The following is an 18791-nucleotide window of genomic DNA, read 5'->3' on the forward strand; positions in this document are numbered from 1 at the left end:
ACACTTATCTTAAAAACTAATCCGCTTTTTTATAGATTTCATCGTAGGCCATTTCACCAATTTTTACTTTAAACAATTCATCTACCGGAAATCCTTCGTGAGAGTCCTTTGAAAATGCATAACTTTTTACATATACGGAATCAAAATCTTTTATATCCGTTTCTAAAACCGCTTTTACTTTATCGCTATCAGTTGTACCCGCTTTTTCAATAGCCCATTTCAGCAAATATACTGCATCATATCCTGAGGCAATCATAGATGCGCTGGTATCCCGTTTGGCTTTTTCACCATATTCAGAAACGACTTTTTGATACATATCCCAATATTTTCCCGTTAATTCTGTCTTGCCTGGGTCTAATGCCCAGCTTCCAGGAGTAACAGTGTTCACTTTTTCCGCACCAGGACCAGCCAGTTCATTGAAATTAGGCATATTTAAACCTGTATAGCCGATTATTTCTAAATCTTTAATGTAGTCTACCCGCTCAAGCGCCCTAACAATTTTTGCACCATCAGCGCCCAGGGTCCAAAATAAAGCTACGTCTGCTTTGGCATCCTTGATTTTCTGAGCAACAGGTGTCATGTCAGAATCATCCGCTTTATAGGTAACTTTGGCTGCAGGGGTAACACCATGGCTTTTCATGGCTTCTTCCATTACCGACATGCCGTCTGTACCTAGGGCAGAAGTATCAGCAACCAGCGCGATCCTTTTAAATTTTTCTTCCACCGCAATTTTGACGATAGCCTTTGCCTGTATTTCATTTGAAGGCAGCAATCTAAATGCATATGGATTATTCGGACTGATTAGTTGGGTACTAGTTGCAATTGGAAGGATTGAAATTATTTTGTTTTGCTGAAGATAGGCCATGGAAGCAGCAGCAGGTGTTGAGTTGGTAGGACCAACCACATATTCCACCTTTTCCTTGTCCACCAACTCTTCCATAAATGTTTTCGATTTAGTAGGGTCGGCTCCATCATCACGATTTACCACCTTTACCTTAGCACCCAAGATACCGCCATTCTCGTTTATCTCCTTCACCGCTAAGTCGACCCCTTGAGATTGTGCCCTCCCAAGGACAGCACTAGAGCCTGTCATGGCTCCTATATTTCCGATGACAATCTCTTTCGGTTTACTGCTGGCCTCTTTCGCCTTATCATTATTGGCACTGCTACAACCAGTAAAAAGTAATGTCATACTCAGAATGATTGAACTCAATGAAACTGCACTTTTTCTTCTCATCTTTTTCCCCCTATTATTCATATTCTTATCCGATTGAACTATTTATTCCCCTAAATCGCCTATTATTATCTAATGCTTTGTTTATACTAAATAAAGGTTATGTAACCCCTTACAAAACATTCAAACCAATCACCTCCTAATTTTCAATGCGAATAATATATATCAACTTTCAAAAACCAACTTACCCTATATTATCCGCAAAGAAATCATCATAGTTTACCAAGTTAGCAACAATTTTTATGATATTTATCCATAAATTAGCATATAAAGTGCGTGGAGTCAATTAATTATTGTAAAATTTACACAATTCATAATTGTAATTACTAATGAAAATTTACTTATATCACATGAAATAACAGATATATAATATATCAATTTAAATCCTATTTGTTTTTGTATAAATTGATAATAAAAGATTGACAGCTTTGAATTACTCTTTAATCAAATAGAAAAGGAGTAGCTCAAAAGCTACCCCCTCTTCTATGGGAATGATTAATCAGGGGTAAAGAGTCTCCTCCTAAGTTACCTTTGAAGGCTTGCCTGCTTCCTTCCCATCTCAACTTTTACAGCATAAAGGACGGGAACTCCAAATAGCGAAAGTCCAGCTAGCAGTCCATATACAGAGACAGCATCCTGATAGCCGAAATGCTCCAATAATAGCGATGGGATAAGCTGGGTTCTTGCCTACTGTGTTAATAAAATAATATCAGGTTGATAATGTTTCCACTTAAATACATTTTCCTTTTCCATACTGACAACGTCCTTTTTTAGAGTACTAGTATCAGTATGTCCAAGTTTTAGAGATTACTTGCAATTTTCTTAAGTTTTTGCACCAGAACCCTTTTTTCTTTGCGGATATTACTATTCGACGATGTAGCAATCACGGACCTGGGTGTTGCCCTTAGAGTCGACATACACCTTGTAATCATCTACCTTGTAGATGTCGGCAGCGTTGTTGTTGATTGTGTACGTCTCGGTGACAACATCCCGTTTACCGTTGTCGTATACCTTCGTAACGTTGACTGTCAACTCGTTCTTGTTGCCGCTTAGCTTTTTGACGGAGGCTGACGGGGTCTCGCTGAGGAGTTCAACCTTCAAATCTTCCCACATGAGCTCGGAAGCGTTCGCCTGCATGCTCAATTGGCCAACAGTCGCAAGGGACGCATACTGTGTACCGCCCGGCCAGGTATGGCCGCCTTCATGTACCCAATACACGATTGCCGCCCCGTCGATATATTCATAACGAGTGATACTAGTCGGATCCGGGTATTCAACATTACTGTTATAATCTTTCACCATTACGTCTTTATGCGGCAGTGGAACCCCTTCCGGGTTGTCCATTACAAGGCCTTCGCGGTCCAGGAACCACTCTATGGTTTCGTTGAGCGTCAAAAAATTGTCGCTCACTGCGCTCCACGGGTGCGGACCAACCGTCCTGCTATAATATCCGCCTTGTAATTTCCCCGACGGTACGACAGCATCTTTATTGCCATGGAAAAATACGAGTTTCACGAGATCCTTCGGCGTATCTTCCGTAACTTGCTTTATAACCGACTGAGTCAGCTCTCCGGAGACAATACCGGCGCCCGCGAATATATCCGCGTGTAAAGCCGCCAAGCGGAGCGACATAAACGCGCCTTGGGACAGACCGGAGGCGAAAACCCGGTTTTTATCTACCAGGCCCTGGTCGATAAACTGGTCTATCAGCGCACAGAAATATCCTTCGTCGTCAATCCCAACTCCGGCTAACCGTTCCGTGCCGAGGGTGACTGCTTGAATCCAATTTGAAACACTTTTTGCTCCAGTAACAGTATTTACAATCGGATGCGTTGAGTTGCTTGTATAACCTGCACTTCCATTTACATAGGCGCCCCATTGACCATTGACTTCATAATAATTCCCCATTGGGCCGGTATAGCCATCAGGCACCGGCATAAATCTATCCGCATAGATCGGTTTACCAGCACTATCAACCCAATCTTCATAATCTTTCGGAAGCCACGTGACGACATTGCTAGCAATGAGTATAAAACCTTTTTCTTCCGCTAAACTTTCAAGATTGCTTATTTCGTCCAGTTGCATAGTAGAGTTATGTCCGCTGCCAGGTATCGTGAACATAAGCGGCATTCTTTTACCATCATACGATGAGGGAATATAGTATTCGAACATCCGCTGAATCCCTTGATATTCCATATACCCCTTCGCACGCTCACCGATTTTCATATCGCCCGCGAATTTAATGCCACTGGCCGAGTCGGCAGCAAATGAGCTCAGAGAGCCACCGAATACCGTCGTAAGGCACATTGTCAGTAATAGCAATAAGGAAAGAAGTTTTTTCTTATTCATAATATACCTCCAATTCTTTTCGTTTCAATTTGTTTAATAACATAAGACCTTGTCCTTGTCCCTCATGCTGGAATTACACTCTCGCAAAGCAAGTACAATTACAGTGAAATTGTATAAAACCTCCCTTTTAGTCAATAACCCCTGCTTGTCAATAAATTTTGCCTGTAATGATAGCCTCGATTAACAAAGTACAATACGCCACAAGTGGCGAGGCTACTAAACCTCCCCCGAAACAATAGACACTAAAAACGGAAAATATCACCCCCTTAATGGGTTTCTGCTTCTCCCTTCACCAACTCCTGCATCAGCTAAAATATCTTCCAAAATTAATATATATTGATCAAGAAACTTCACGTTGTGGCGAGCACTGATGAATCCTTAATGTCAGTTCACCGATACATATTACTTTAGGTTAAGGTCCAAGGTTTGGAGGGAGGGTAAACTCATTTATGGGATTTCATAATCCTCTTTGGTGAATTGAATGGTCCACCACTATGCAATTGTCTTATCCAATATTTTTTTGTTTTTGAATCTACCTTCTTATGTAACCCCTTACAAAACATTCAAACCAATCACCTCCTAATTTTCTATGCGAATAATATATATCAATTTTTAAAAAGCTAACTTAACTATATTATCCTCAAAGAAATCATCATAGTTTACCGAGTTAGCAACAATTTTTATGATATTTATCCATAAATTAGCATATAAAGTATATGTAGTCAATTAGTTTTCGAAAGATTTACAAAATTCAAAATTGTAATAAAAATTTACTTATATCACTTAATAATGCTGGTATATAATATGTCAACCTTTTTGTATTTCTATTAGTCTGTTATACAATCAAAGTATTGGATATAATTTTACATTATAATGAAAAATATGATGAAATGTGTTACCTGATAAGGATATTACTGCAGGTTGCCAAGGGTATGTACATCTCAGATGAATTGTACAATGACTTCTCGTAGAATATAGAGAGATCTATATAGTATAGAAAATCACTAAATTAATAATTAAGAGGAAAAGGGGTGAAATATTATCCCAATATATCTAATTATTTCCTTTAAAGTTAGGCAAATGAAATTTAAGGAATAAATGAAATTACTACCTTAAACAAAAAAAGTGTCCCAAAGCTAAGCTATTAGGACACCCTTGAAATATCATAACATTAATTTACCGGCACCCCACGTCAGAAGAAAACTAGCATAGAGACAAATCCCTTAGCTTATATAGATAAAAAATTACGTATCTTACTTTAATGTCTTAATATTGTGATTGTACCGAAAAAGATTTTCCGGATCGTATTTTTTCTTAATCTCCACTAGTCTAGAATAGTTTTCCTGGAATGCATTTGTTGTTGCCTCTTCATTTGCGCCTATTCCATTAAGATAGGAAGCCTTTTTATGAGAGTGTGGCAGCAATCCACCATATACAGAGTCAACCCATAGTTTGCATAGCTCGTCATCCCCTGCCATAGCCATTATATCAACCAACAGAACAAATTTTGCATCCCTGATGGCAAATGGGGTAGCATTTGCGGGGACTCGATTCATCTCTCCACCAAGAGCCCAAAGCTGAACAAGGATACTCGGAGCAGGGACATTGTCGATTTTATAAAGAAGCTTGTCAATGGTTTCATCGGTTAATTGATCAAAATATAATGAAGTTCCATAGACGTTAACATGATCAGGAACCATGGGATCTAACTTCTTTTGATACGAAGCAAATGGGATCATGCCGGTTTGGTCAACGATTGGTTCTGCTAATTCGCGAAGCGGCTGAAAAATGCCTTCCCCCTCTTTGGGATCTCCTGCGTATACGCCCATAAGCATAATGACCTTCTTAAAGTGTAAGAATTCGGGTAAAAATGGAGCCGGTGGCAATACGGTAGCTGTTATATTTAAAGAAACAGCCTCATCAGGAGCTTTGGCCAGATAGGTTTGCGCCTTTTGCAGAATGGTTTTTGCATCGTTAAAATCGTACATGACATCTAGTGCAAACACTTCTGGGCCAACTTGATGCAAAGCAAATTCAAACTTCGTTACCACACCAAAATTACCCCCGCCTCCACGGATTGCCCAAAAAAGATCGGGATGGTTTTGAGCATTGACATCGATGGCCATTCCTTCTGCTGTAACCACCCTTGCACCGACGATGTTATCGCATGTTAAGCCATACTTTCCTCTTAAATAGCCCAATCCGCCGCTCAAGGCAAGGCCTGCCACACCAGTTTCAGAAACAGTCCCGGTCGGCACCGCGAATCCATATTTTTGTGTCTCTAGGTCAATATCCCCAAGTGTCGCTCCACCTTCTACAAGGGCCACCTGTCTGGTTTCATCCACCGTTACTTTGCTCATCGGCGATAAATCAATCATCAAGCCCCCATCACAAACGGCAAAGCCGCCAACATGGTGTCCACCGCCACGAATCGAAATGGACAGCTGACGTTTCTTTGCGAACTGTACAGCTGCAAGCACATCCTCCTCTGACTCGCAAACGACAATTGCTGCTGGCCTTTTATCAACGGCCGTATTCCACACTTTTCTTCTTTCATCAAAGCGTTCATTACCTGGAAGCAATAATCGACTACCAACCTGATTTTCTAACAACTGAAACACATTCACCCACTCCTTAAAGTAGAAAAATTGACCCAGTACTAATATACCATTTTTATCCATAAGGAGCTTTGCGTTTTTTAACTTTTAACAATTTTCTTACAAATTAGTTATCCTGTAATCTAATTGTAATCTTGACCAATACTAAACTTTCTGTGGCAATGCAATAAAAAATGGCTAACAATTCGTACATGAATTTGATAGCCATTTTTTATAATTAAGATTAATAATAAAATCTCTTCTCAAAAGACGCCGTTTTCATTAGGAGAATCCTCGGGTATGGGCTGACCTATATCCCACAATTCGACGATAAGGTTATTATGAAAACGGATTAGATGGACCACAGCCGCCCCAAGGTCCTCTTGATTTTGCTTTATATGGGAGTGAACGGCAACCATTTCACCATCAGCAATCACATGTTTTACCTCAAAGACTTTGTGAGGGTTCATCGTGTGGTTCTCTTCCATTGCGAGCATAAGAGAGTCAGCATCCCCACAGAAAAAGGGATTATGATTGCGGAAATCCGGTGCAATGTACTTTTGGAAGGCTTCGCGAATCTCCCCTGAGACAACCAGTTGCAAAAAGGAGACAGCCTTTTCTTTTAGAGAATCTTTCATTACAAACCATCCTTTCTTTAATGAAATAATATATCTTCATCGTACCAAAAAGCCAACTTTTTGTTTATAGGAGTATTTTGTATAAGAATAGGGAATGGAGAAATCCATGCCCTTCTTACACAGCATATCAAGCCAATTAGTTTTTAAAAATTTAACAGTAATTTTCCTCGAGAAAAGAAATCATCTTTCTAAACTCATCTGGATGAATAAATTCGTCACCTGTCCAATTCCTTTTGATCCATTCAATTAATTCGGTTGGGTTATTAAAAAATTCACCGCTCGAATCTGATTTCCTAAGCATATACCTGCCATTGTCTTCATCAATCGTGACTTCACAAGGCAATGCACTATCATAGCAGTTTAAATAAAACTCCATGCCATTATACCTCCTTAACAAATTGTTCCATCAATGACGAATCATACGTTCAGCCAAAGTATTTCCATTTGGCGGTATTCCTATTGATTCAGCTCTATCATCTAAACGTCTAATTTCTGATTGGACATATCTGGCTCCAATCCATCGTAACGGCTCGGGGAACCATTTAGTGGAGGAATGTTGCACCATTGGGAGTTCGGTAAGACTTGATTTTTTTTCATAAATTAAATCACTGAGAATTCGACCTGCCAGGTTAGCGGTCGATACACCTTGGCCGAAATAACCAAAAGCTTTGGCAGCCCGGGTTTGCTTATTAAATTGAAAGTTTGGCGTCCAATCACTTGTCACCCCTATGGGACCACCCCATGCATGGGTAAACTTAACCTCTTTTAATAACGGGAACCATTCTTTAAACCTTTGCTGTAACCAGTTGAGAACAGGTTCATATGTGTCAAAGGAATCACTTATTTTTGATGCAAAACGATAGGGACTTCCGTTCCCAAGCCCAAACAGGATTCGGCCGTCAGCAGTTTGCTGGAGATAATCCTGACTCAATGTATTGGATCCGACTGCTTCCCGGTTTTCCCACCCTATGGCAGACCATTGATCTGGGGACAAGCGCTCCGTTAAAATCATGGATGAATACATTGGAATGATACGACGCCGGAATTTGGCCATTTGACTTAGGTATGCTTCCCCGGCTATGACGACCGCCACATTTGCCGTTACACTGCCGCCATTGGCGACCAATTTGGGAGGTGTTTGTTAGTGTGCCTAAAGTAAAGGATATTGAAGAAATTTATGAGATGAGGAAAGCATTAGATGTTCCTTCCATAAAGTCGATTACTTCCGTCTGCTCATATAGTGTAACTCCCCGTTGCTCAAGAATTCTAGCCAGGTTCCTAACCAATTTCCCTGGGTGAAGAACTGCTGAAACCTTGGTCAAGATCCCACCCTTCAAATTATTTGCCATCATTCGTTCCTTTGTCTGATTCTCGTTCAATAATTGGTAGAATTCTTCTAAACCGAGCTTCCTGAAGGTGGACATCTCGGTCTCCAATTGAGAAAGCATATTTTCTCTTAATGCCACCTTTAAAAATCCGGCCTTATTCCAATCTGCATCCATTTTCTCGTGGTTAATAACCCGTTCAACCTCATTTACCGCATCATACATCGTTAATTGTAATTCTTTCGCGGTTTCTAACCCAAACCGCTCAATCGCCCTCTCAGGGGTAATCGAAAATTTGGGAGAACACCAGCCTGCATTTCTCCCGGAGGCTCCAAAGCCAACAATATGTTTATCCATGATCACGATTTTTAAGGATGAATTTTGCTTTAGTAAATAATAGGCAGTCCAAAGTCCTGTATAACCAGCCCCTAAGATCGCTACATCTACATTTATTTCGTCCGTTAACCGTGACCTTGGACTTAAATTATCCATACTGCTTTCAAGCCAATAACTTCTTGAAGCATAGTAATGGAGTAAATTTGTCTGTCCTTCTGTCATTCTTGAGCACCTCCTGTATCCTTTCTAAGCACCCAGTTAGATTGCGAGCCTAGTTTTTTTATCAAAACTAGGCCCGCAACCATCATATTTTATTTAGGAAAACATTTTAGGTCAGCTTTATATCCTCCAATTTTTCAGTAGAGATAGCTTGCTTGCTGTCAGGAGCAGCCAAACTGACAACCACTCCTGCTAGCAGGGCAAGAACCAAGGTGGCACCACGAGATGTAACGATTGCCTCCAAAGGTGTATTAATCCAGATGATGGTACTAATAAAACCTGTAAGTAATGCGGCAAGAACCCCAGCGCCGGACATTCGTTTCCAGAAGAAGGTGAGAAGAATGGCGGCAGCAAAGCTGTTCCCTACACCGGCCCATGCCCAGCCAATGACCACATAAATCAGAGATTTAGACAAAAGTCCTATGACCAGGCCAAAGACTCCCACAAGCGAAACGATAACACGGGAGATCATGACTAATTGTTTATCCGTAAATTTCATCTTCATGATCTTGACTAAAACATCTTCACTAATGGAACTCGAAACAACTAATAATTGAGACGAGGCTGTTGACATGATGGCAGCGAGAATACCAGCCAGTAGAATGCCGACTAACCATCCTGGCAGTAATTCAGTAAGCATAAACGGCAGGATCATTTCAACATTATCAATGCCATCTTTCCCGTATAAGGTTAAACCAGTTAAACCAATCATGAAGGCACCGCCGTAGGCAATGACTCCCCAAAGGATCGCTGCATTTCTGCCAATTCTAGCGTCCTTTTCATTTTTCAGCGCCATAAATCTGGCACTAATATGCGGCTGTCCGCCCAAATACCCCAATGCCCAGGATAAGTTTGCATAGATGAGAAGCCCCGCAGCAAATCCGGTAACGCCACCAGTCCAGGAATCGGCTCCATTTCCGGCTTGTACAAGAGCGTCGGTGATAGATAAATCCATCGAAGATATTTTAATCAAAGCAACAATTGGAAGAACACCAAGTGTAATAATCATTAAAATGGCTTGAATTGCATCAGTCCAAACAACAGATAAGAATCCCCCTAGACAAGAATATACGATAACAACAACTGCTACTATTAGGATTCCAACTAAAGGCTTAATCCCCATCGTTTGTTCTAGTGTTTGTCCAGTTCCTCCAAATTGAGTCCCAACATATAGCGTAAAGAAAGGAACGATTATAATAGCCCCAATCCCTCTTATCCAATTTGCATGGTTAGGAAATCTCGCTGATAGATAATCAGGAAGAGTCAGGGCGTTGTACTTGATTCGCTCTTCCATAAATTTTTTTGCCAAGAATAACCAGGAAAAGATGATGCCCAGTAACATTCCCACGAACAGCCAAACACTGGATAGACCGGTGGAAAAAGCAAATCCGGTAGCCCCGAGTAAGAGCCAGGCAGATGCTTCCGTTGAGCGCTCAGAAAATGCCAAGGCCCAGCCCGGTATTTTATTGCCGCCAAGGTGGTAATCGTCATACCCCAGCTTTTTACGGCTAAAATAAACCCCGATTCCAATCATGGCCACAAAATAAATGATAAGTTCAACAAGTACAACCATATCCATACCTATCCACTTCCCTCTCCAATTTTTTAACCAAACAAGGTATCCCTGTTCTTAAAATTCGTAATTTTTGAAATACTCAAGACGTTCTTTTATCAGTTTTCATGTTTTGCCTTTAGGAAGTTACATCGACCTATTTATTAAAAACAAGGAAAGGATTTTGGAAAATCACGTTGGTAGTTTTACATTTTTAATGGACTGTAGAATTTTGAAGTTCCCTGCTAAAGAAATGAGTAAAATCTAGAAGTTTTTCAAATGTTGGGGCATTTTTAAAGATGAAGCATCTAGTCCTTAAACAAGAGTTTAGATGCTCCATCTCGATTAACTAATGTTTCTTCCAGTTAGCTGGATATAAGGAAAATAGGAAGGTACCGCGAGAAAGGGCTTCATATATGATTGGAGTCCCTTTCTCGATAAAAAAGGAATCCCCTTCTTTTCCAACCATTCTTTCACCATTTGATTCGATGATGATTTCACCTTCCGTTACATACAAGATCTCATCATATCGAACCGTCCAAGGAAATTTGCAGTTTTCCATTTTGACCATTCCTCCGCCAAGAGTAGCGGATAGTTCGTCAGTAACAAAACGGGCGATTTTTGCTTCACCAGTCCCGATTGTTCCATCTAACGGTTCAAAGAGATATCCGGTCTCTTCTAATAATTTTACACCCATGAAGCTCCTCCTTTATTACCATCCGCCATAAGCGACCCAGCCGCCATCCACATTATAAATGGACCCTGTCACATAACTTGATTCATCGGATGCCAGAAATAAGACAACATCCGCCACCTCTTTTGTCGTACCGAACCGTTTTAATGGCGTTCTCCTAATGACATCTCCATCATCATATCCGCCTGCTTCCTGATCTGTTTCATCCAGAGGTGTTTTAATATAAGCCGGAGCAACCCCATTCACGCGAATATTCTTTTCCGCCCATTCCACCGCCAACACTTTCGTCAACCCGTTTAGAGCGAATTTGGTTGAACTGTAGGCAGCCCTCATCGGAACACAGACCTGGCCGTAAACTGATGTAATATTGATAATCGAACCACCACCATCTTGCATATACTTAGCCGCTTCTTGTGCACCAAAAAAGGTACCGGTAAGATTTGTGTCTAGAACAGTCCGCCAGTCTTCTTCACTTAATTCAATAGAGGGTCCAATCCGATTAACACCTGCATTGTTGACCAAAACATCGATCTTTCCAAACGCTTCCACGGTTTTCTTCATTAATTCCACGACAGACTGCTTATTGGACATATCTGCCCCAATGGCGATGACATCATACCCTTTTTCCTTTAGGGGTGCCGCCACCTTGTCTGCCCGTTCTTGACTTCTGGAGTTTACAACAACCTTCGCGCCCTCCTCGGCAAAGCGTTGAGAAATTGCCTCACCAATTCCCATGCTGGAACCTGTTACAATACACACCTTATCTTTTAAACGCAATTTTAATCACTCCTAATCTATCAATTTATGAATTAAAAATGGACACCTGTTTGCGTAACTGTTTTGCCTTACCTACACTCTCAATTCTTCGCTCTGCCAATATGTCAGCCGCTTTATAAGTTGGAATATTTTCGGTTTTTGAGATATGAATTAAATTTGTCATCGTTTCATAGATGCGTTTGACGGAATTGATTCCTCTTTGCTCATTAAAACCGCCGGGCTTAATGCGATCGGTATCGAAAATAGTCCCTCCAGCATTTGCAATATAATCAGGGGCATAAAGAATCCCTAGCTCCTGCAGGAAATCACCATGTTTTTCTTCGGTAAGCTGGTTATTAGCAGAACCTGCGATTATCGAACATTTAAATTCTTCTATTGTCCGGTCATTGACAACCTTCCCAAGTGCACATGGAGAAAAAATATCAACATCCAGAGCATGTATTCTATCAGGTGTTTCAATATTTGCGCCGAATTCTTCAGCTACTTCTTTGACCCTTTTTTCATCAATATCAGCAATGGTAAGGATGGCCCCATCTTTGGCCAAGTACTTGACAAGATTGTAGCCTACACTCCCGACCCCCTGAACAGCAACCCTTACACCTTCAAGACTGTCAGTGCCTAACTTCTCCTTCGCACATGCCCTGATAGCTTGATAGACACCTAGTGCTGTACTTGGTGAAATTTCCCCCGCTCCGCCAAACTCTCTCGGAAGTGTGACAACATAAGGCGTTTCCAGCCGGATGGTTTCCATATCGCGTAAAGTAGTTCCCACATCTTGACCGGTGATATAGAGTCCATTTAACCGATTAATAAACCGCCCAAAGGCTCTAAACAAGGCTTCGCTTTTTTGCTTCTTAGGATCACCAATAATAACAGCTTTTCCGCCCCCAAGGTCCACGCCGGCCGCAGCATATTTGTAGGTCATACCTCTACCAAGGCGAAGGGCATCCTCAATGGCATCCCATTCATTTTGATAGGTCCACATCCTTAAACCGCCTGTGGCTGGCCCCAAAGTGGTATCGTGGATGCAGACGACACCCTTCAAACCCGTTTCATTATCATTAAAAAAGAAGAGATTTTCATAATTGTACTTTTCTAAGTATTCATAGATTTTGCCTTCCATTATCTTCACTCCCGTTTATAGCTTTTAAGTATTTTAGATTTAAATGATATTTGATTTTAAGTAGGATATGACATCGCTTTCTACAACTTGTTTCCCTTTATATCGAGAACCGCTCGTTTTCTTTTCCCAAAGCACGCCGACATTGAAAGGGTTTTCAGAAAGTAACGATACTAGTTCCGGGGCTGACGCTGCGGGCTGTTCCTGATAGGTGATATTCTGTTTATAAAAATCATACCCTTGTGCTTTATTGAAAACGACACATGGACTAAAGACATTTATTAACGAAAACCCGTCATGCTGGATACCTCTTATAACCAACTCTTCCAAATGTTTAATATCTCCAGAAAAGCCTTGGCCGATAAAGCTGGCACCGGAAGACCAGGCTAACAGTAAAGGATTAATGGGCTGATCAAGATTTCCCGTAGGTGAAGTGGATGATTCATATCCTAATGGACTAGTTGGTGATGTCTGCCCTTTTGTATTTCCATAAACAGAATTATCCATGACGATATAGGTAACTGGCAGATTTCGTCTTGCCGCATGGACAAGATGACCAACTCCGATTCCATATCCATCCCCATCACCGCCTGCGGCAATAACGGTCAATTCTGGTCTTGATGATTTGATTCCTAAAGCGGTTGGCAGGGTTCTGCCATGTGTAGTATGAATCGAATATCCGCCAAAATAATGTCCAATTTTTCCGCTGCAGCCTATTCCTGACACAAGGACAGCATTTTCTGGTTGAACATTTAATTTTGCCAATCCCCTTTGGATCGCGCTTAACACGCCATAGTCTCCGCATCCTGGACACCAAGTTGGGGAGTTCCCATTGGAAAAGTCCTTTGCCTTAACAGTTTCCACCATTTTATCCCCCCTAATTTGTTAGGTTACTAGTAAATCCGTCTAATATAGCAGCAATTTCTTGCTCAAACTCTTGGTCTGTAAAATGTTCACCATCAAACCTTAATAAGGAATGGACCTCTTTATCCGTTAAGGCAGCTTCGAGGATGGTTCGAATCTGAGCTTTGGCATTATATTCTGCCACAACGACTCTTTTTGAATGCTTTAAAGCTTCCTGTAATTCTTGCTTTGGCAATGGGGCAAGTTGTCGAACAAGCAATCCTTGGTAAATGGCACCGTTCTCCATCACAAAGTTTTCTATTAGTTCTCCCATTGCGCCTGTACCAATTATGGTAATTGGAGCTTCCTGATTACCAACTCTGGAAAAAGGCCGTTTATAATGGATTGAATTAGCCTTATTCAGCCTCCTGATATGCAGAGAACCACGAACCTGTTTAAAGTCAGGCTCCATAAATCCCCTTTCATCATGTTCATCCCCACTGGCGACGTAGGCTCCGCCTTTTACACCCGGAACGGTTCGCTGTGGCGGCAGGCCTCCAACTGATTCGTACCTTTTATAGGTTCCTGTCATGGTTTCATTTAAGATAGTGGGTCCACGATCAATTTCAATGGATCTGATAGCGTTTTCAATTTTTGCCCATGGAATGGATATTCTTCTGAGTGCTAGATCTAAATCTAAAGCGATGATGACGGGGCATTGATAATACTCTGAGAGGTTTAGTGCTTCTTGTATGGTGACAATACAATCTAAAACACTGGTTGGGGTTAGAAGGATCCGGGCAAATTCCCCGTGTCCTGCATTCATTAGATGGAACAAATCACTTTGCTCTGTTTTTGTAGGCATCCCTGTTGATGGACCGCCACGCTGATTATCTACCAAAACGAGAGGAATTTCTGTTGCTGCTGCATAGCCCAGTCCCTCAGTCATTAGGGCCAATCCAGGTCCACTAGTGGCAACAAAGGTTCGTTTACCTGCGTAACTGCAACCTAATGCGGCATGGATCGCCGCTATTTCATCTTCCACTTGGAATACTGCACCTCCTAATGGCGGCAGCCACTTAGAGAAGTTTTCCAGTATTTCGGAAGCTGGAGTGATCGGATACCCATAGTAATAGCGAACATCTCCTGCAATTGCACCTAGACATAAAGCATCGTTACCCGAGATGGTTGCATTCTCGACGGATAAATCCTGTAGCGGGTTTTCACATGCAACGGTTAAGCCTAATTGATAGCCAGCTTCGAATAACTCAGTATTTTTCCCTTTTTTAAATTTATGTTCTATCTCAACCTTTACCTTTTCAAATGATATACCGAGGTATCCAGTAATAATTCCTAATGCCCAAACATTAAAGCCAAGCTTTGGTGGTTTCCCTTGATGAGCAACTGGGATATCCTTCACATTTTCAGGTCCAAAGATCATGGAGTGATCTTTTAACCTTGGTAAATACCGATTGACACCTTCATCTGTCCAAACAACAGCCATATCAATTGTTTCGAGCCTTGGCGGCGAATCGGATTCATACTGGTCAGAAATGTAAATTTCGAATGAAGTATTTCCTCCCCGAATAATCGTTGAAAAATCTCGCCAATTCCGATGTGTGTAACCAAGTGATTCAATCAGCTTTGATAAGATTTCCCCGGCTGTTTCAATCCCTTGCCCTGTTAATCCAAAGAGTGCAATGCTTTTCAAAAAATTCCCTCCTTCTGTAACATTTATTACTGGCTCTGATATAAAATATCTGATATATTAGATAATAATATCAATATTCGTAATTGTCAATCATTTCTGAATATAAATAATAATTTTAGGAGGAAGTAAAATGAGCAACGTTGCCTTTGATAACCGCAATTTAAATGAAAAAATTTATTATTACCTCAGAGATAAAATTGTCAGTACTGAATTAAAACCTGGAACAAGAATTGACTATAATGAAATTGCTAATGAGTTAGGCGTTAGCAAAACACCTGTGCGGGACGCATTACAATTACTTCAGCAGGATGGGTTAATCGAGGTGAAGAGCAGATCCGGTACATTTGTTAGTGTACCTAAAGTAAAGGATATTGAAGAAATTTATGAAGTGAGGAAAGCATTAGAAAGGCTAGCGATTCAACTTGCTATGACGAACCTCCCAAAACAAACTATAGAACAACTTTATCAAAATGCCTTAGATGTGGATAAGGACATTAATGCAGGGAACTTCCACTCCTTTTTTCAATCTGACCGAAATTTGCACAAAACATTAATCATCTATTCCCAGAACAGCCGGTTAATTAAAATAATGGAATCCATCGAGGCACAAATGCATTGGATTGGCGTCATCATTGCCCATTCCCAGGAAAGGCCACGAAAGGCCAATGAGGAACATAAAGAAATCTTACAAGCACTATTAAACTCCGACATCTTATTGGCACAAAATCTGATGGAAAAACACATCGAGGGAATTAAACAAATGACGTTAAAAGATTTTAAGTAATAATGAGAAAAAAAGAATCCACCTCACTTCCGTGGACATGGTTCTAAAAAAAGGGTCAGTCCCCCATCGCGTTAAAGATTAAGCGAGTTGGGGGTCTGACCCTTTGCCCTATAACTTCGAAAAAATTAATCAAATATTCATATTTAATTAATATAAAATTTATCCGAAAGGTCTAAATTAGAATTAGGAACATGAAAATTAATGTTAGGGGATTTTTATTGTGAGCAGTTTGTTGGATATATTTTTGCATCTTGATCAGCATTTGAGTCTTTATATGAATGAGTATGGACCGTTTATTTATCTGATCCTGTTTATCATTGTATTTTGTGAAACAGGTCTTGTCATTATGCCATTTTTACCAGGGGACTCCCTCCTATTTGCGACCGGGGCTTTAGCAGCAGCTGGTTCAATCAAGTTACTGCCTATTTACCTTATCTTTTGCCTTGCAGCTATTGCAGGTGATACAGTGAATTACGCCATTGGACATTATTTAAGGGACAAGGTAGCTGCTCGGGAGAAAATTCGTTTTATAAAGAAGGAATACTTGGACCGGACAACTGAATTCTTTAAAAAGCACGGGTCTGCTACCATTATTCTTGCTAGGTTCGTTCCGATTATCAGGACTTTTGCGCCGTTTGTGGCCGGAGTAGGTTCGATGCCTTACAGAAAATTTTTATCTTTCAATGCCATTGGCGGGATCCTTTGGGTTAGTATTGCCCTTTTTGCTGGCTATTTCTTTGGGAATATACCAGTTGTAAAAGATAACTTTAGCATTGTGGTTCTAGGTATCGTAGTCGTTTCGCTGCTGCCTGTTGTTTTTACAATTATTAAAAATAAAATCACCGCAAAAAACCTTTAGGGGACCCTTCCCTGTTCACAGGAATTGGTTTTCTTAATATAAGCAGTTTTAAAAAATAGCGTAGGTCATTATGAAAGCGGAAGATATGGATCACAGCTGCCCCAAAGTTTTCTTGATTTTAACCCTCCCCGATGTCTACAACGTTAACCCTTTTTTCTTTGCATCCGCATCTAGACCAGCTCCAATTGCAAGGCCAATACTTAAACCCATAGGCAGACCCAGAGCGATATTGTCGAAGATTGCGATTCCAAACGCAATCCCAAGGCTCATGCCAATCGACATGAACGTAGCTAAGTAAGTCCCATTGGTGATTATTTTATGAACTTTTTGTAAGTGGCGAAATGACTCCGATTCTATGTTTTTGCTTTTTTCAATATCCTCTTTGCTCCATTCATTCATGTGTTCATTCAAGTAGCGCAAATGAGAATCTACTTCTTTTAAATAGAGCCTACACTCTTCGCAATTCGGTGAAAATGAGTATAATTTATCGGTGATCCGACCTAGCTTATCGAAATTAAGAACAGCTGAATCTGTGGGGGTTCCTTTCAAATGATTAAGCCTATCCTTTAACACATCATATTGTTCTTTATTCATCGATCAGACACCCCTTGTCAAATTTGATAAACATCCTTACCCTTCATACGTATTTGTAATGCACTAAGTTTCCTAATGGACGTAAATTTAGGATCAGACCCCCATCGCGCTAAAGATTTGGTGAGTTGGGGAGCTGACCCTTTGGACTTCAATGGTTGACTAAACCAGTTTTTGTCCGCAGTTTGGACAGAAGTTGGCCCCTTCGTTTTTTGTACCACAATTGGGGCAGAAGTTCGGCCGCTTTTGCCCTTCTGTCGACGCTGGTGCTGCCGACGACGATGGAGGTAATGGTTGGTTCTGAGGCTGCTGGTTCATTTGGTTCAACATTTTACCCGCAATATTCATTCCCATCATCATCCCGGCCATATCCGATGCCGCCCCGCCGCCGCTCATTTTTCCCGAGGACATGCCATCAGTTAACTCGATTTGCTGGTAACGGCCTAGATCGCTGACCATGCCATGCGAAGCATTTTTGGTAATTCGGTCTTGAATCTCTTTTGGATAGCTGAAGCTCATCACATTAAATCCGGTCACCGAGATGCCGCTTTTTAACATTTGCATATCTAAATCTTCCTGAATCCCTCTGGAGATATCGAAGGAATTGGCTTGAAGATTGAACATATCCTTTCCTTCTTTCGTAATCCACTTCATCAACAGCTGGTCAAGGACAGCGGTAATCCGGATTTTGACATCCTCCACCAAGTATTGCTCGCGGACGCCGGCAATTTGATCAATTAACGCGATATAATCCGACACTTTAAAATGAAACGTTCCATTTGCTCGGATTGGCATCCCGCCCGGTAGCCCTGGCGCCGGAATATTAATCGCGTTTTGCGTACCCCACTTCACAACAAATTCCTTCGTGTTTACAAACAGCACTTCCACCCGCATGCCGCTATTGAAGCCGAATTTGAACCCTTTTAACGTCGATAAAAAGGGAATGATTTGCGATTCGATATCATACTCGCCTTCGTCTTGGAACACCCCTTCGATTCTCCCATTGTTGAAAAAGATGGCATCCTGGCCGGGGCGAATGATCAAACGGCTCCCCTTTTTGATTTCACGGTTGCTCCATTTATAGAAAATCATATCATCGCGAAATTCCTGCCATTCTACTACGTTTGCAAATTGATTTTTAAAAAATGACATCAATCCTCTA

At 41.1% G+C, this 18791-nt stretch carries 17 protein-coding genes; 2 read left to right on the top strand and 15 right to left on the bottom strand.

The window, feature by feature from the left end; genetic code table 11:
• Positions 1-16: 16 nt before the first annotated feature.
• The 13 genes from M3234_RS14415 to M3234_RS14475 form a co-directional block, all read right to left on the bottom strand.
• Complete coding sequence (locus tag M3234_RS14415; protein WP_262305387.1) at positions 17-1237, bottom strand: ABC transporter substrate-binding protein; 1221 nt, start codon at positions 1235-1237, stop codon at positions 17-19.
• A gap of 861 nt (positions 1238-2098) precedes the next feature.
• Positions 2099-3583, bottom strand: coding sequence for a CE1 family esterase (locus tag M3234_RS14420; RefSeq protein ID WP_262305388.1), 1485 nt, complete (start codon positions 3581-3583; stop codon positions 2099-2101).
• 1253 nt (positions 3584-4836) lie between these two features.
• Positions 4837-6204: an FAD-binding oxidoreductase gene (locus M3234_RS14425; RefSeq protein ID WP_262305389.1), complete on the bottom strand. Its 1368-nt coding sequence runs from the start codon at positions 6202-6204 to the stop codon at positions 4837-4839.
• A 239-nt stretch (positions 6205-6443) separates the two neighbouring features.
• Positions 6444-6818, bottom strand: a complete 375-nt coding sequence (locus M3234_RS14430; RefSeq protein ID WP_262305390.1) for a nuclear transport factor 2 family protein — start codon at positions 6816-6818, stop codon at positions 6444-6446.
• 151 nt (positions 6819-6969) lie between these two features.
• On the bottom strand, positions 6970-7194 hold the full coding sequence (locus M3234_RS14435; RefSeq protein ID WP_262305391.1) for a hypothetical protein: 225 nt from the start codon (positions 7192-7194) through the stop codon (positions 6970-6972).
• 30 nt (positions 7195-7224) lie between these two features.
• Positions 7225-7944, bottom strand: a complete 720-nt coding sequence (locus M3234_RS14440; RefSeq protein WP_285858461.1) for an NAD(P)/FAD-dependent oxidoreductase — start codon at positions 7942-7944, stop codon at positions 7225-7227.
• A 49-nt stretch (positions 7945-7993) separates the two neighbouring features.
• Positions 7994-8701 (bottom strand): NAD(P)/FAD-dependent oxidoreductase, encoded by a 708-nt coding sequence (locus M3234_RS14445; protein WP_262305393.1) that lies wholly within the window; start codon positions 8699-8701, stop codon positions 7994-7996.
• 106 nt (positions 8702-8807) lie between these two features.
• A complete protein-coding gene (locus M3234_RS14450) occupies positions 8808-10277 on the bottom strand; it encodes a sodium/proline symporter (RefSeq protein WP_262305394.1) in 1470 nt (489 codons plus the stop codon).
• Positions 10278-10599: 322 nt separating this feature from the next.
• A complete protein-coding gene (locus M3234_RS14455) occupies positions 10600-10947 on the bottom strand; it encodes a cupin domain-containing protein (protein ID WP_262305395.1) in 348 nt (115 codons plus the stop codon).
• 15 nt (positions 10948-10962) lie between these two features.
• Positions 10963-11721 carry an SDR family NAD(P)-dependent oxidoreductase gene (locus M3234_RS14460; protein ID WP_262305396.1) on the bottom strand — a complete coding sequence of 253 codons (759 nt, stop codon included), beginning with the start codon at positions 11719-11721 and terminating at the stop codon, positions 10963-10965.
• 25 nt (positions 11722-11746) lie between these two features.
• Positions 11747-12844 (bottom strand): Glu/Leu/Phe/Val family dehydrogenase, encoded by a 1098-nt coding sequence (locus M3234_RS14465; RefSeq protein WP_262305397.1) that lies wholly within the window; start codon positions 12842-12844, stop codon positions 11747-11749.
• Positions 12845-12883: 39 nt separating this feature from the next.
• Complete coding sequence (locus M3234_RS14470) at positions 12884-13708, bottom strand: thiamine pyrophosphate-dependent enzyme (RefSeq protein ID WP_262305398.1); 825 nt, start codon at positions 13706-13708, stop codon at positions 12884-12886.
• Positions 13709-13718: 10 nt separating this feature from the next.
• A complete protein-coding gene (locus M3234_RS14475; RefSeq protein WP_262305399.1) occupies positions 13719-15395 on the bottom strand; it encodes a 2-oxoacid:acceptor oxidoreductase family protein in 1677 nt (558 codons plus the stop codon).
• Between the two features lie 130 nt (positions 15396-15525).
• Between M3234_RS14475 and M3234_RS14480 the strand changes: the two genes are divergently transcribed.
• A complete protein-coding gene (locus M3234_RS14480) occupies positions 15526-16179 on the top strand; it encodes a GntR family transcriptional regulator (protein WP_262305400.1) in 654 nt (217 codons plus the stop codon).
• Positions 16180-16390: 211 nt separating this feature from the next.
• Positions 16391-17038 carry a DedA family protein gene (locus M3234_RS14485; RefSeq protein ID WP_262305497.1) on the top strand — a complete coding sequence of 216 codons (648 nt, stop codon included), beginning with the start codon at positions 16391-16393 and terminating at the stop codon, positions 17036-17038.
• A 135-nt stretch (positions 17039-17173) separates the two neighbouring features.
• Here M3234_RS14485 and M3234_RS14490 read toward each other — a convergent pair whose 3' ends face one another.
• On the bottom strand, positions 17174-17632 hold the full coding sequence (locus M3234_RS14490) for a glycine zipper domain-containing protein (RefSeq protein WP_262305401.1): 459 nt from the start codon (positions 17630-17632) through the stop codon (positions 17174-17176).
• Positions 17633-17791: 159 nt separating this feature from the next.
• Positions 17792-18781, bottom strand: a complete 990-nt coding sequence (locus M3234_RS14495) for an SPFH domain-containing protein (RefSeq protein WP_262305402.1) — start codon at positions 18779-18781, stop codon at positions 17792-17794.
• Between the last annotated feature and the right edge of the window lie 10 nt (positions 18782-18791).

It is taken from the genome of Neobacillus niacini, assembly GCF_023715785.1.
Lineage (GTDB): Bacteria > Bacillota > Bacilli > Bacillales > Cytobacillaceae > Neobacillus > Neobacillus niacini_E.

Excerpts from the sequence above, each read along its gene's own strand:
- M3234_RS14415 (WP_262305387.1), bottom strand. The coding sequence starts at position 1,237 with ATGAGAAGAAAAAGTGCAGTTTCATTGAGTTCAATCATTCTGAGTATG.
- M3234_RS14420 (WP_262305388.1), bottom strand. The coding sequence starts at position 3,583 with ATGAATAAGAAAAAACTTCTTTCCTTATTGCTATTACTGACAATGTGC.
- M3234_RS14430 (WP_262305390.1), bottom strand. The coding sequence starts at position 6,818 with ATGAAAGATTCTCTAAAAGAAAAGGCTGTCTCCTTTTTGCAACTGGTT.
- M3234_RS14435 (WP_262305391.1), bottom strand. The coding sequence starts at position 7,194 with ATGGAGTTTTATTTAAACTGCTATGATAGTGCATTGCCTTGTGAAGTC.
- M3234_RS14445 (WP_262305393.1), bottom strand. The coding sequence starts at position 8,701 with ATGACAGAAGGACAGACAAATTTACTCCATTACTATGCTTCAAGAAGT.
- M3234_RS14450 (WP_262305394.1), bottom strand. The coding sequence starts at position 10,277 with ATGGATATGGTTGTACTTGTTGAACTTATCATTTATTTTGTGGCCATG.
- M3234_RS14455 (WP_262305395.1), bottom strand. The coding sequence starts at position 10,947 with ATGGGTGTAAAATTATTAGAAGAGACCGGATATCTCTTTGAACCGTTA.
- M3234_RS14465 (WP_262305397.1), bottom strand. The coding sequence starts at position 12,844 with ATGGAAGGCAAAATCTATGAATACTTAGAAAAGTACAATTATGAAAAT.
- M3234_RS14470 (WP_262305398.1), bottom strand. The coding sequence starts at position 13,708 with ATGGTGGAAACTGTTAAGGCAAAGGACTTTTCCAATGGGAACTCCCCA.
- M3234_RS14480 (WP_262305400.1), top strand. The coding sequence starts at position 15,526 with ATGAGCAACGTTGCCTTTGATAACCGCAATTTAAATGAAAAAATTTAT.
- M3234_RS14490 (WP_262305401.1), bottom strand. The coding sequence starts at position 17,632 with ATGAATAAAGAACAATATGATGTGTTAAAGGATAGGCTTAATCATTTG.
- M3234_RS14495 (WP_262305402.1), bottom strand. The coding sequence starts at position 18,781 with ATGTCATTTTTTAAAAATCAATTTGCAAACGTAGTAGAATGGCAGGAA.